Origin of the sequence: Sporosarcina sp. resist (assembly GCF_014302295.1) — a bacterium.
Classification (GTDB): Bacteria; Bacillota; Bacilli; order Bacillales_A; family Planococcaceae; genus Sporosarcina; species Sporosarcina psychrophila.
Window position 1 is genome coordinate 3124376 of the sequence record NZ_CP060287.1, and the last position, 14815, is coordinate 3139190.

General features: G+C 39.5%; 14 protein-coding genes. All 14 read right to left on the reverse strand.

Annotated features, from left to right (window positions below; all coding sequences use genetic code 11):
- Positions 1-33 precede the first annotated feature (33 nt).
- The 14 genes from H7992_RS15440 to H7992_RS15500 all read right to left on the reverse strand — a co-directional run bounded on the left by H7992_RS15440 (position 34) and on the right by H7992_RS15500 (position 14800).
- Complete coding sequence (locus H7992_RS15440; RefSeq protein ID WP_187045170.1) at positions 34-825, reverse strand: VLRF1 family aeRF1-type release factor; 792 nt, start codon at positions 823-825, stop codon at positions 34-36.
- A gap of 165 nt (positions 826-990) precedes the next feature.
- Complete coding sequence (locus H7992_RS15445) at positions 991-2328, reverse strand: gluconate:H+ symporter (protein WP_067210563.1); 1338 nt, start codon at positions 2326-2328, stop codon at positions 991-993.
- A 103-nt stretch (positions 2329-2431) separates the two neighbouring features.
- A complete protein-coding gene (locus tag H7992_RS24795; protein ID WP_255428448.1) occupies positions 2432-2557 on the reverse strand; it encodes a hypothetical protein in 126 nt (41 codons plus the stop codon).
- A 791-nt stretch (positions 2558-3348) separates the two neighbouring features.
- Positions 3349-4335: an ABC transporter substrate-binding protein gene (locus H7992_RS15450; RefSeq protein ID WP_187045171.1), complete on the reverse strand. Its 987-nt coding sequence runs from the start codon at positions 4333-4335 to the stop codon at positions 3349-3351.
- 323 nt (positions 4336-4658) lie between these two features.
- Complete coding sequence (gene hpaD, locus H7992_RS15455; protein WP_187045172.1) at positions 4659-5642, reverse strand: 3,4-dihydroxyphenylacetate 2,3-dioxygenase; 984 nt, start codon at positions 5640-5642, stop codon at positions 4659-4661.
- A 20-nt stretch (positions 5643-5662) separates the two neighbouring features.
- Positions 5663-7174 (reverse strand): 5-carboxymethyl-2-hydroxymuconate semialdehyde dehydrogenase, encoded by a 1512-nt coding sequence (gene hpaE / locus H7992_RS15460; RefSeq protein WP_187047914.1) that lies wholly within the window; start codon positions 7172-7174, stop codon positions 5663-5665.
- Between the two features lie 198 nt (positions 7175-7372).
- On the reverse strand, positions 7373-8296 hold the full coding sequence (hpaI, locus tag H7992_RS15465) for a 2,4-dihydroxyhept-2-ene-1,7-dioic acid aldolase (RefSeq protein ID WP_187045173.1): 924 nt from the start codon (positions 8294-8296) through the stop codon (positions 7373-7375).
- Positions 8297-8411: 115 nt separating this feature from the next.
- The gene (locus H7992_RS15470; RefSeq protein ID WP_187047915.1) at positions 8412-8882 is read right to left on the reverse strand and encodes a flavin reductase family protein; all 471 of its coding nucleotides are present in this window, start codon (positions 8880-8882) and stop codon (positions 8412-8414) included.
- Between the two features lie 135 nt (positions 8883-9017).
- A complete protein-coding gene (hpaB, locus tag H7992_RS15475; protein WP_187045174.1) occupies positions 9018-10502 on the reverse strand; it encodes a 4-hydroxyphenylacetate 3-monooxygenase, oxygenase component in 1485 nt (494 codons plus the stop codon).
- Positions 10503-10977: 475 nt separating this feature from the next.
- Positions 10978-11367 (reverse strand): 5-carboxymethyl-2-hydroxymuconate Delta-isomerase, encoded by a 390-nt coding sequence (locus H7992_RS15480; RefSeq protein ID WP_187045175.1) that lies wholly within the window; start codon positions 11365-11367, stop codon positions 10978-10980.
- Between the two features lie 22 nt (positions 11368-11389).
- The gene (locus tag H7992_RS15485) at positions 11390-12148 is read right to left on the reverse strand and encodes a fumarylacetoacetate hydrolase family protein (protein ID WP_067210577.1); all 759 of its coding nucleotides are present in this window, start codon (positions 12146-12148) and stop codon (positions 11390-11392) included.
- Positions 12145-12936 carry a fumarylacetoacetate hydrolase family protein gene (locus H7992_RS15490; protein ID WP_067210579.1) on the reverse strand — a complete coding sequence of 264 codons (792 nt, stop codon included), beginning with the start codon at positions 12934-12936 and terminating at the stop codon, positions 12145-12147. The genes H7992_RS15485 and H7992_RS15490 overlap by 4 nt, the downstream gene beginning before the upstream one ends.
- 39 nt (positions 12937-12975) lie before the next feature.
- Positions 12976-13773 (reverse strand): ABC transporter ATP-binding protein, encoded by a 798-nt coding sequence (locus H7992_RS15495; protein ID WP_067210581.1) that lies wholly within the window; start codon positions 13771-13773, stop codon positions 12976-12978.
- Entirely contained in the window at positions 13751-14800 is a 1050-nt protein-coding gene (locus H7992_RS15500) for an ABC transporter permease (protein ID WP_187045176.1), read from the reverse strand. The genes H7992_RS15495 and H7992_RS15500 overlap by 23 nt, the downstream gene beginning before the upstream one ends.
- Positions 14801-14815 lie beyond the last annotated feature (15 nt).

Here is a 14815-nt window from a genome sequence, read left to right on the forward strand (position 1 = left end):
AAAAGAGCCGTTCGTTTTTCCAATTTCGCTTATCTACTTTTCAAAGACTTGGTGAAGCACATCACTCGGTTTACTGTTATTCAAGTTTTTATAAATGCAGCTTGCTGGTTTTTCACGCAATGTTTCGGCGAAAGCGTTCGCTAAATCAGCTTCACCCGACACATGTATTTCTTGCCAGCCACGTTCCTTTTTCAACTTCCCAACAATTTCACCCATGCCTTTATAGAACCGCTGAAGATTTTCCCTCAAACGTGGTTCTATAGCGTCGTCACGAGTACTCCCAGTTAGTGTTTCGTTAGCGTCTTTTTTCCCCTTTTTACCCCACCCTTCCAAATTTGGGTCGAATACATAGGTCGCTTCACCAATAACAGCTCCCATTGCAGTATCTAAAATACGGACTTCCCCAAAGCTCGGCAAGATAATCCCCGCTTCCGGATATGCTTTGTACATATATTCCACCTCTTCAGTGACTGGGTGACTTTCCCAGTGGAAACTTGTTTTCACCGGGACTTGAACATAGTGAACTGCCCATAATTCTGGGTTTAATGATGCAAAAATCACGACGCCTTTGCTTAGATCATTCTTATTATCCTCGACTTCTTTTTCAATTTTCTTTCTAAGTTCAGTAAAATCATTCAATTCCTTTTCATCATTGGAAGCTTTAATATATTCGTCAATCCGCTTCAATCCACTCTTCAAATGAATTCTCCATGCCCCGTTTAGTTGATCAGGATCACCGGGATTAGTGTTTAAATAGACACTCAATACACAACGGTCATCACAGTGAAAGTCTTTTAAGGTTTTAAGTTCTTTGCTTAATGACATAATTACATTAACCTCCTTAATTTTCGATTCACTATTAGCATACCCTCACGTGCTTAGTCTAAAACGAATTGTTAGTACACTTACATTTACAAGTTAATAATGGATTAGAAAAAGCTGTTTTCAAAATCCTCTGCACATGGACTTTGAAGACAGCTTTTCATTTCATTAAATAAATAAGCTAAGTAGTAATACAACACCAAGACCAACAATCGAGTTCGTGAATAAAAGAAGGCCCCATGTTTTGAATGTGTCTTTAATGGATAAGTTGAAGTACTCTTTAAACAACCAAAACGATGCGTCATTTACATGAGTAATCGTGTTACTTCCTGCGGCTGTTGCTAAAACCATTAATACAGGATTCACATCAAACGTATGAATAAGCGGACCTACGATTCCAGCAGCGGTTATCGCAGAAACAACGCCTGTCCCTGTTGCAATACGAAGCATTGCCGTGATGACCCATGCCATAATTAACGGAGATACACTTGTATTTTCCATCATTCCAGCGATAAAGTCACCAATTCCTGTATCTAAAATGATTTGTTTGAATGCACCACCGGCACCAACAATGAATACAATCATCGCAATACCCTCGATTGCCCCGGAAAAAGAAGTCATGATTTCCGGCATTGTTCGACCTCTTCGTGTACCGAATACGTAAATGGCAACTAATACCGCAAGTAACATACTAATTTCGGCACTGCCAAGGAAATTAATAATTTGGTAGAACATCGTTCCTTTTTCAATAAATAGATCCATCACGGTAGCTGTTGTTATAATGATTGCTGGCAACAATGGAACAATTATACTGATTGCAAAACCAGGCATTTCATCTTCTGTGAATTCTTTCGACTTTTTCAACAATGGTGGCACAGGACGATCTAAATTACGTAGCATTCTAGGTAAAATAATACCCGCGGCAATAACAGATGGGATGACAACAACCAATCCCAATATATATACCATACCCATGTCCGCACCGTATGCCTGAACAAGTGCAGTTGGACCCGGTTGTGGAGGGAATATACTATGCGCCATTGTCGCGGAGGCAACCATAGTAATCCCTAAACGTAAATAAGGAATTTTTGCTTCTACAGCAATACTAATTACTAGTGGAGCCAAAATGATGAAAGCAACTTCGTAAAAAACCGAAATACCGAAAATTGCTCCAACAATTAATATTGCCCACTCAACATTTTTCACTCCAAATTTGTTTAATAAGGTAGAAGCTACGCGTTGAGCAGCCCCGGAGTCAACCATCAATTTACCAAGTACAGCACCCATTCCGATAATGATTGCCAAACTTCCAAGCGTGCCGCCAAAACCTGTTTTGATCGACAGGACAACTGCATCTAGTGTTAAACCATTTAAAATACCTACCAGTATCGCGACGATCAAAAGAGCAAGTACACTGTTTAGTTTTACAACAATGTTCAAATAAAGTAGTAAAGCTACTCCAAGAGCTACCCAAATAATAGGCAAATAATTTATAATCCATTCCATATTCATTTCCCCCAAGCCTATTTTCTTCCCCAATATGTATATTTTTTAATTATTCGTATTCTATTTACGCAATGATTGTATATCTGGAGCTGTATAGGTTAGCTTAAAAGCCGCCTTCATTAGCAGTTTTTGTCGATTGGATAATTTCTTCTGCATCATTTTCCCGGATAACGGCAACTTCTTTAGTTTCTGTGAGTTGAGTAAGAAGTGAGTATTTCGATATCTTCATTTGTCCTCTTTAGTTATGATTTGGGATAGTTTACTGCTTAATTTCAAATTCCCCACTCAATGTATACGCTTTCAATAACATCTTCAAATTAAAATATCTTGCCGGGACCCTCTTCACGAATTTCTTTATCAGCGAAAGTTCTGGGGTAACCTTCTACAAAACGCACATCGCCCATGTCGATACTTTTGCTACGAGAAAAATTTAAAATAACACATTCGAATTCGTGATAAATTTGACATAAAAAGCGTAAGGCTCCCACCCTAGAAGGATTAAACGTAATCAGAGCTTCGCCTTGCGTAAAAATACCAGATAAATATATGGCAACACAAACTCCCCTTTCCGATAGTAAATATCCTATTTTTTAATAGTAGTTTTAATAAATCGATTTAGTAAACCGATTTAGTATTCTAATTATATAGTGAAATCACATTCAAAATCAATCATTAATTCTGAATAGCAGATTTCCTCTTCGTGATTCCCCTCTTTTTTCCTTCCATCATCTAGCTTTGAGACGCTTTTTACTTAATAGGAATTTCCCTAGAACTGGATCAATACTGCCTAGTATTATTTTAGAATGGCCTTTCAATTTAAGAAATCACTATATTTTAAAGGTAAGAGAATTATAGTGAGACTTCTTAAATCACCCTGCTGTTATTAAATTATCCGCCGTTTTTTTTCTATAAAATAAAACCGATTGCACTATATGCAATCGGCCTCATTTTATATCGCTAATAAGCAAATTTGAACATGGAACTAAAAAACAACTAAAAATATGAAAAATAATCAACTATCTATTCACTAAGTTCAGCTTTCCACTCTTCTTTAATCTCAAGACCGATTTTAGATGCAGTATCTTCATTAACAACAAATTTTAATTTTTTCGGAACTTGAACGGGTAATTCAGACGGCTTGCTTTCTCCTTTTAATATCTTCACAGCCATTTGGCCTGTTTCATAACCCAGATCGTGATAACTAAAGCCGTATGCTGCTAAACCGCCTCGTTTTACGGAGTCTAGTTCACCGACCATCATGGGTAGTTTATTGTCGAACGCAACTGAAGTGACAGTTTCAAGCGCCGAAACAACCGTGTTATCTTTAATGATATACAAAGAATCGACTTTACCAATCAATGAGTCAACCGCTTGTTTTACATCCGCTGATGTGGCAACAGGAGCTTCAACAATAGTCAAATCCATATCTTTTACTACTTCATGAATCTTATCCACTTGAACGCGTGCATTTTGCTCCCCCGCGTTATAAATAATGCCTACATTTTTCGCACCTAATTGTTCTTGTAGGAACTTCAATGTTTGTGGAATTACATCAGGATGCAAATCAATAGTACCTGTTACATTACCTCCCGGACTTTCCAATGACTCTACTAATTCAGCACCAACAGCATCTGTAACTGATGTGAAAACGATTGGAATTTCTTGAGTCGCACTTGCTACAGCTTGTGCACTGGGTGTCGAATTTGCAAAGATCAAGTCTACACCCGAGTTAACAAGATTTGTAGCAATCGTTGTGTTAGCACTATTGTCATTTTGTGCATTCTGAACTACATATTCCACGTCAAGCCCTGCATCTTCCAATGCCTTTTTAAAGCCATCATAAGCGGCATTCAACGAGGGATGTTCTACAATTTGCGTGACACCTATTTTATATTTCTTTGTGTCCCCATTAGCACTCGACTCTTTTTTCTCTCCTTCTCCACATGCCGCAAGTAGTAATGCAGCACCAAAAATGACAACCGCCATTTTCTTCAAATAAATCTTCATTCTTTTTCCTCCTTTAATTAAACCTGCATATTTTGTAAAAATTTGATTCTAACAGTTAATTTTTCATAATGCTACACTGCCTGTGATTGATAGTCAATAAGGTTCCAAACATTGTGAATATTTAAGCGCTTACATTAGTGTTATTTGTGTTGGCCAGTTCCCGGCATGTTCAAATCGAATCCAGTTGAAGCTATAATTTAATTTGAAGGTCTTCTTATTGTTTCGTAATCGCTAGTTCATTCCAATACAAAAAACACCCACGAAAAAATTAACAGGTACATTTTCGTAGGTGTTTCATATTGTTCTATAGGTTAGTTCAGTACTTAAGCCATAATTTTTGGTTGTCTTTGTGCTAATAATGGTTCTTGACACTCTATTTCTTCACCCGTTTCAATATCAATGAACGTACTTGTTTCATTAAACCAACAATCCGGTGCTTTGTGACCCCAGAATGTTTGGCGAAGTGGATCATTTAAATCCCAGCGTTTCGGCTTTAAATCTGGGTCGCTTGTTAAATAATCGCCCGTATAAAGTTCAATGCGGTGGCCATCTGGATCTCTTAAATAGAGGAAGAAGGCGTTGGATAATCCATGGCGGCCAGGTCCCCGTTCAATTGAATCTGCATAGCCCATACTCGCTAAAATATCACAACAATCGAGCACGCTAAGTCGATCTGTTAATGAGTAAGCAAAATGATGCAATTTTGGTCCAGGACCGCTCATGAATGCTTGATCATGAACAGTCGGCTTTCGATAAAGCCATGCTGCCCACAAGTCCCCATCCTCAGTATCCGTATACTCTGAACACGAGAATCCTAAGTGATCAACATAAAAATCAAAGGCTCTTTGAACATCTGGTACTGCACAGTTTACGTGGTCAATCCTTTGAATTTTCGCTCCTCGATAAAGATCATAACGCTGCAACATCCGGTCAACGATAGTCATTTCTGCAAAAAACTCTAATGGAATTCCTGAGATATCATGCACTCGAAGGGTTCTTCCAATTGCATGTTGTACCCCTTTCGCTACCCATTTTGTTTTCAGACCCAGTGAGATGAAAAGCTTTTCAATTTCATCGAGATCCTGTTCTTTTTCCACTTTGTAACTAAGTACCTCAACAACGGCTTTGTCTGCTTTTTTCAATAGTAAACTGTGATGCGAATGTTCTTCTAAACCTCTTAAGTAAATATGATTTTCATCACTTTCTGTTTCAATCATGCCTAATCCCTCAACATAGAACTTACGAGACGCCTGCAAATCTACTACATGAAGAACCGTTCTCGCGATCCGTATGATTGAAAAATCCATCGTGTTCACCATACCTTCCACTATTTTTTCCCGAACTGCTGAATACGATGATCAGCAATTGAAACATGAATAATTTTCTGTTCAGTATAAAAATTGAAGCCGTAATGGCCGCCTTCACGACCGATACCAGAAGATTTCGAACCTCCAAAGGGTGTTCTTAAGTCACGAACGTTCTGAGCATTCACCCAAAGCATTCCTGCTTCAACTTTTTGCGCAACACGGTGACCTCGTTTAATATCGTTCGTCCAAACATAACCCGCAAGTCCGTATTCAATACTGTTTGCCAACCTAATGACTTCTTCTTCATCTTTAAATGTCATCACGGTTAGTACTGGACCAAAAATTTCTTCTTGTGCAACGCGCATATGATTTTCAGCATTTAGTATAAGTGTCGGTGCCACAAAGTTTCCTTTAGCTAATTCAATTGGGATATCTCCATTAATCACTTCGGTACCTTCTTCTTTTGCAATTTCCAAATAGCTTTTGACCTTATTATAATGCCCTTTATCGATTAGTGGTCCCACCTCCGTATATGCGTCGAGGGGGTCACCAACTTTAATATTCGCAACACGTATCTTTAAAGCGTCGATAAATTTGTCTTTAATCTCTTCTTGCACAAACAATCGTGAGTTCGCCGTACATCGTTCACCGTTAAAAGAGTATATTCCCCAGACACAAGCATCTAAAGCACGATCGAAATCAGCATCTTCAAAGACGATAATTGGTGATTTCCCACCAAGTTCCATCGAGCAACTTTTCAGTGTATCGGCACTATTTTTTATGATTGTTGTACCCGTCGTTGTTTCGCCAGTAAATGAAATAAGCTGGACATCAGGATGCTTGACTAGCGCATCCCCCGCTGTCTCGCCGTAGCCATGAACAACGTTGAAAACACCTTTTGGAAGATCCGCTTTATGAATCACTTCAGCCAATAGATTTGCCGAAAGTGGCGAAAGTTCTGCTGGTTTTAAAACAACTGTATTTCCTGTCGCAAGTGCTGGTGCAACTTTCCATGTCTCCAACATGAAGGGGGCATTCCATGGCGTGATTAATCCTGCAACTCCTACAGGCGCATGAATCGTGTAGTTGATAAATTCATCATCTACTTGATAGGCATCTCCAACAAGACGGCTTTCTACCATACGTGCATAAAACCGAAAGTTTTCTGAAGCACGGCTTACCATATTTCGAGTTTGACTAATTGGAAGTCCCGTATCAAGTGATTCCAAATAAGCGATTTTCTCTATATCTTCGTCAATCAAATCTGCAATTCGATAAATATAGGCCATTCTTTTTTTTAGCTTCATCGTTTTCCATGGACCATGATCAAAGGCTTCCCGCGCAGCTGCCACTGCTTTATTAATATCATCAGATTGCCCTTCAGCAACTTCATTGATTTGTTCATTAGTAAACGGATTCATATTTTTGATCGTCGTCCCACTTAAAGCGGGAGTGAACTCTCCATTTATATAAAGTGAAATATTCTGTTGCGTTTCATGTTTATAATAAACTACCCCATGGGTTGACACCATACTTATCACCTATTTCCTTCTTATATATGTTGAAATAAGGAATCCCATCTAATTCGCTTTGGCCTGCAGGATGCAGGTCATGCAGTCGTTGCGACATGACGTTTCGAACTTAGACTGCCTTCCTTTGCCCTCCCTGTAATGCGCCTTCACTCAGTTTATATAGGCATTCATTTGTTCAACATATATATTATTTTTTAGTCAGTTTGCAGTAACTTCCTTAGGTAAAATTGCAAGCTCAATTAGTGATTCACGAACTTCTTGTTGGATTACAGCTGTTGGTAATCCTAGAGGTAAGCGAAGCTTCGGCGTAATTTTCCCCATCATACCAAGTGCTACTTTAACGGGGGCTGGATTGGTATCTTTGAAGAGTGCATCATTTAATGGCATTAATTCGAAGTGAAGATCTTGTGCTCTCGCAACGTCTCCAGCAACCCAAGCATTGTAAAGTTCGGCTACTTTAGTTGGCTCAACATTTGCTGTGGCACTAATAAATCCAGCCCCGCCAATTGCCAGCATTGGATAGCAAAGCAGTTCGATTCCTGAGAATAACAGGAAGTCTCTTCCACAATTTAGAAGTACACGATTTACATGTTCAAAGTCTTTGTTTGCTTCTTTTACACCAATAATGTTGGGACAGTCCTCAACTAAGCGTTTCATCGTGCTAACTTCCATATTGACGGCGGATCGACCTGGGATATTGTAAATAATGATTGGCGTTGTAACTGAATCAGCAACCGTTTTAAAGTGCTGATAAAGTGCTTCCTGGTTCGGTCTATTGTAGTAAGGCACAATAACCATTGCAGCATCTGCACCTAGTTCTTCTGCATATTTCGTTAATTCCATTGTTTCATCATGATTGGTAGACCCTGTACCAGGTGCAAAAAATACACGTCCAGCAATTGTTTCTTTTGCTAATTCCATAACTCTTTTTCTTTCAGCAATTGTTAAAGAACTTGGTTCACCACTCGTTCCTGTAACAGAAATCCCATGACTTCCACTGTCAATTTGCCAATTAATCAACTCAACAAATGCTTTTTCATCGATTGCACCACTGTCAGTAAAAGGTGTTACTACAGGGCAAATTGAACCTCTTAACTTCTTTTTGGCTTCATCGTATATCAAAAGAATCCACTCCTTCAAAGTTATTAAATATCTGTTTCAAGAAAAGTATTCCAGCTGTATAGCTCGCCTACTCGACTCTCTTTCACACCACTAATAAGGTAAACTAGCACACTCATTATTCTTCGAGTTCTTTTAGTTCACGGTACTTTCCTTGACTAAATAGTAATGGATCTTTTTGTTCAAGTTTAACGCCAGTAACATGACCAATAAAAACCGTATGATCTCCTACTGCATATTCGCTATACAATTTGCATGTAACAACGGCTAACGCATCTTCTAGAATTGGCAATCCTTTATAGGTGGCAAATGTAATTTTAGATTCTCCATTAAGCTGACCCGAAAATTGCTTTGACACATTTTGTTGGTCAGACGATAATATGTTAATCGCGAATTGATTAGCATCTTTGATATGCTGATGCATTCTTGCATTTTCTCCAATACTAATTGCCACCAGCTTCGGGTTGAGAGATATGGACATAAAAGCATTTGCTGTCATGCCATGTACCTCTTCAGCAACTTCCGTTGTAATAACCGTCACACCCGTTGCAAAACTGCCCATAGCATTTCGGAATAAACGATCATCAATCTCGTGATCTACTTGCTGCATAATATATTCTCCTTTCCACTTTCAATTCACCTGTTTAATTATTTCGAAATAAGAAATTATAAGTTATTCGACACGGTACAGCGTCTAGTCTTCACGCGCCATACGCTTTTCTAGTCAAAATACTATTCCAGCTTCTTTTTTAGTTTTATTTAAAAAGTTTGTAACCATGTCTTTATAAGGTTGCTTATCAAATCCATCATAATAGGCATTCGACATTCTCACTGGATCTCCAAAGAAATAATATTCATAGAGAGCTTGTCGGTTACCGAACGCACTAATAGAAATATCCCATGCTAAACGGAATAGCTGTACTTTTTCTTCGCCGTTAATATTCGCACCTTGTGTGTAACGATGAACTAACGGTCCAACATCCGTATTGCTAAAGTCTGCTTCAGTTGGAAGCGCCATTAATCCCGAAGCGCCTAGAATTTTTATGATTTCATTCATACGCTGATACATTTTCGGGTACCAGTTACGTGCTGCGTTTAGTGGTCCAAAGTCCGGCGTCATATTACCGTATTGATCGATTTTTGCATTGTGCTCCGATTTGAATAAGTGGGAACGCATCACTTCTAAAATAACCATGATTTCACTCGCTTTTTCTTTAACATGCATGAATTTATCAATACCGATTGCTTCCATCATACTGATGACAACACCAAGGATGAACTCTGTTTTGACAACGTTTTTTGCAATAACTTGATGCGTCATATGTATAACCGCATTTGTCTCGGTATACGTACGATTACATATATCTGTACTTTCACTTACAAAAACTCTTTCCCATGGAACAAATACATCTTCAAATGAAATGATTGCATCACTCTCATCAAACCTAGCACCTAATGGATGATCCCATTTGCTTTTACCATAGTCGAATGATTCACGGGATAGGAATTTTAAACCTTTTGTATTATTTGGGATCGCAAATGCAAATGCGAAGGGGTCATCTGTCGTACCTGGCGTTCTGTTTATAGTGGAAGGAAATACGACGAGTTCATCAGTGATACCGCCTAATGTTGCCAAGAGTCGACAACCGTTCACAATAATTCCGTCTGAAGTCTTTTTCGTAATACGTGCGGAGAGAAATGGATCTTTTTGCTCTGCTTGCGTTAGCATCGACCTGTTTACCTGTGGATGAATTAATGTGTGTGTTAAACTAATGTCATTTTCACGTGCATATTCATAGTAATTTGCTGCATTTTTGGCGAATTGATCACTACCACCACCTTCCTGCGCAAAGAATTGACTGGCTGTACCGAATGCCATAATGCTAGTGTTCAGATAGTCTGGGGAACGTCCCATCATTCCGCCGGAAAAAGTTGCCCACTCCGTATGCATTTCACGTCTTTTGAACAAATCTTCTTTCGTTTTAGGAGCGATAAAAGAAAGTCCAACTTTTTTCCCAGATGTCGGTGATGTATAAAGCATTTTTTCAGGCTTCTCATGTTGTAAATCATAAAGACCTGCAACGCTCTCCACCACATTTTTAAATGCTGGATGTATGGTAACGTCGTTTACTTTCTCACCATGTATCCATACTTCCGTGTTCCGTTCTTTAATACCTTCAAGATATTCTTTCCCCGTTCGTGCGCCCATTCTATTTCCTCCTTATTTTTGGATAAAGTGAAATTTCAATATGACAAGCGACATTTAACAGTTCATACTATTTAGATTTAAATATAGAATTCCGTTGAATCCGCTGCGGCGCTTGGGGATGCCTCTCGCCCTAAGCCAAGCAGCTTCGCCGCCAGTCTTAGGGCTTCGGCTAGCCCTTTAAGGCGCCTACGCTAAATTTACATAGGTAAGGAAATTACTAGTACAATGAAGAAAAATGTATTTTTCCAGTTACTGACACTGCACACTGAGTAGAAAAGGCCACGCCAAACAATCTCCAAGAGCGTAAGGACATAAAAAATTCAGATGTGCAGTCCATATATATATTCGGCACTACTTATTTAGAATTAACTAGGTGGTATACCTCACCCGTATAAAGAACAATTCTAGCGAAGGAGCGACAAAGCGGTGTTGGAAGAACAGTCTATTTGTTAAGTGCCGACTATATAGTCATCTCTCACTTCTTTTTAAATCTAGCATGAATATTATTTTGTTTATAAGTACCCGCTTCACTAAATTCGATTACTTCCATTGACAATGCTAAATAGCGCTTGGACATTACTTGCGAGAAATGTTCTTTCATGACTTCAAATAGCGCATCACAAACTTCTTTTATTATTTCTTCTGAGCGTCCAGCCCCTATTTTCAACTTGGAATGGACAAAAGCGTCATCCTCAGCACCATCTGCCACCCAATACTCCTTTAATTCAATCGCTCTTGAGCGGATTCCCCCTATCGGAAAAACCGAATCTCGTGCAATCAAGACTTTATGAATCTCTTCAAATAGCTTTGCAATATTCGCTTCATCTTTAATATTGTCCGTGTACTCTACAATAAAATGTGGCAAGCAAATTCTTCTCCTCTTTACACTATCGATAGATGAAAGATTCATCTCCGATAATGGTATTTACTAACCGTCCGATTCCCTCAACTTCCGTGACGACAACATCTCCGACGGCAGTATTGACAGAACCTTTAGGAGTTCCTGTAAGAATGACGTCATTTTCACTCAATGTCATGAAACTACTTAAGTACTCAATAAGCGTGGGAATATCGAAGATCATATCCGCTGTAGTTCCTTCTTGTACGAGTTTGTTATTGACATGCGTCGTCAATTTTAAATTCATTGGGTCCGCAACATCTGCCGCCTCAACAATCCACGGACCGAATGGTGTCCCAGTATCACGATTCTTCACGCGCAAGTTGGGACGGTAATAATTTTCCAAATAATCTCTAATCGCATAATCATTAGCGACACTATAGCCTTTAACATAGTTATAGGCGTCTTCTTTTTTGACGTTTCGAGCAGTATCACCGATGATGACGGCCAATTCACACTCATAGTGCATATAAGTAACGTCTGAGGGACGACGAGTATATGCTTGGTGCCCGATAAATGTATTCGGTCCTTTTAAAAAGACAAGTGGTTCAGATGGAGCGGCAAATGCAAGTTCTGCTGCATGATCCGCATAGTTAAGCCCTAACGCAAATACCGTACGTGGCTCTATCGGCGTAAGCCAAGTTACTTTGCTCTCCTCTACTAGTCGACCATCATTTAATTTGAGTTGCCCTTCCCATTCAATTGCTTCATGGATGGCACCCCCATATGCTATTCGTGCTTTTTTCATATCGTCCCCCTCCATTTGGATTCTTTTTCGTCAACTATGAAATTTTCTAAACTGCCAATACCCGCTATTTCGATTCGAACTTTATCGCCTATCTTGGCTTGCGGTGCTTCTTCGGGGACCCCTACGAGTAACACATCTCCTGGATTTAACGTCATGAACTCGGTTACATCGGCGAGTAACCGAGAGACCGAACGAATCAAATTTGATGTTGAATTTTCCTGTTGAAGTTCATCATTGATGAATACACGGATAGTTAAATCATCTGGGTTATCCACTTCTTGACGGTCGATAATCCATGGCCCGATAGGACAAAATCCATCACGTGCTTTGTACCGGACAGCTGGACGGTATACGCTATCATGTGGCACGCTGACATCATTGATAATCGTATAGCCCGCCACATAAGCCAGCGCATTTTCTTCATCCACAGCAACGGCTTGCTTTCCTATGACCAATCCGAGGGCCGCACCCATTTCCAGCCTTGAAAGCCCAGCCGGCATAGGGATTTCTGCACCGTAACGGTTGAAAGTATTTGCCGGTTTAATATAAAGAACTGGGGCAATTGGTGGTGCACTATATGGTTTGTCATTTACAGCATCAGCAAGTCTTTCAAGTGCCCCTTTATAGTTCAGCAGTGTACCAAAAACCGTTCCTGTTATCGGGATGTCGAGTTGTATTTCATTAGCATTTACCGCGCAGTCCTCTATCGTGATTGTACTCGTAACTATATTCACATCGACTGAAACTAATTCATTTTCCCCAAACACTTTAATCCTTGCTCTACTCATCCATTCCACTCCTTTGCAACAAACAAAGAAAACAAATTACTATACTGATAACAATGCTTTATCGCTCGTTAACTTTTCACCGCGAATGCGTTGGAATTCATCCATCAGTTTAGGAATGGTTAATTTCCTCTTCTCATCGGCCTCTATTTCCAAAATGATTTGCCCTTTATCCATCATAATAAGCCTGTTCCCTAGGTCGAGTGCTTGCTGCATATTATGAGTGATCATCAGCGTTGTGAGCTGATCTTTTTCAACAAGTTGCTTTGTTAATTTTGTAATTAATTCGGCTCGTGCTGGATCTAGTGCAGCAGTGTGTTCATCAAGTAGCAAAATAGATGGTTGTGTAAAGGTAGCCATCAACAGTGAAAGTGCTTGCCTCTCCCCACCAGAAAGCATTCCTACTTTTGCATTCAATCGGTTTTCAAGGTTTAAATGAAGGGCTTCAAGAGATACGCGGAATAATTCACGCCGTTTCTTATCAACAGCCTTTTTTAATACACGTTTTTTGTTTCGTGAATAGGCCATAGCAAGGTTTTCCTCAATCGTCATTGTAGGAGCTGTTCCCGCCATTGGATCTTGAAATACCCTTCCAATCATTTGTGAGCGCTTGTATTCAGGCATTTTTGTAACATCATTAGAAGCAATTTCAATAACACCAAAATCAGGAGAAAGAGCACCTGAAATCATATTTAACATCGTCGATTTTCCGGCACCGTTGCTTCCAATCACAGTCATAAAATCTCCTGGATTTAATGTTAGATTAATTTGATCCAAAGCTACTTTTTCATCAGGTGTTGCTTCATTAAATAATTTATTAATCTGACTGAGCTTTAGCAACGGGATTTCCCTCCCTCATCAGCAACCGTTCATGCTCTACTAGCCTCTCAGCATGGCGTTTAGCTTTCCTGCTTTTTTCTCGCTTTTTTTCAAAGAACTGCGGTAATATCAACGCACCAATTACAATAACTGCTGTAATTAATTTCATATCACCCGTATCGAGAAAGTCCACTCTAAGTGCAAGTCCAAGTACAATTCTATAAATAATGGCTCCTGCAATTACAGCAAACGTCGTTCGCATAATCGTTTTCGTACCGAAAATTGCTTCACCAATAATAACGGAAGCTAGCCCGATGATAATCATTCCGATTCCCATTCCGATGTCAGCAAACTTTGAATACTGAGCGATCAATGCTCCCGAAAAGGCAACGAGTGCATTTGAAAAGCCAAGACCTACAATAACGAGTGTGTCTGTATTAGCTGATAAACTACGAATCATTTTCTTATTATCACCAGTAGCCCTTATCGCAAGCCCGACTTCGGTTTTCAAAAACCAATCGACGACAAATTTGATTAGCAAAACGATAATAATCATGATGAACAATGTACCCCAGGTTGAAGGCAAATGTTGGAATCCCAGCATGCTGAAAAAATTGCTAATCGCAGTGTCGATACCTAAAGGGCTCCAAAATGTTTTGAACTGAACAAACAAAGTTTCGGCATTTAGCAATGGGATATTCGGACGACCAATCGAATTCTCAGATGTCAGTCCCATTATGCGTAAATTTATGGAATACAAGGCAATCATCATTAATATTCCAGATAGAAGTGCATTGATTTTCCCTTTGGTGTGCAGAAGGCCGGTTACACATCCTGCAAGAAAACCGATAACAATGGCTACTACTGTAGCCGCCACCGGATGATATCCGAAGATAATCATCGTGGCGGCAACTCCAGCTCCTGTAACAAAACTTCCGTCAACCGTTAAATCTGGAAAATCCAAAACTCGGAATGAAATATACACGCCAAGTGCCATAATTGCATAGATGATTCCTTGCTCTACAGAGCCAAATACAGCTGAAAACATGTAGAATCATCCTCC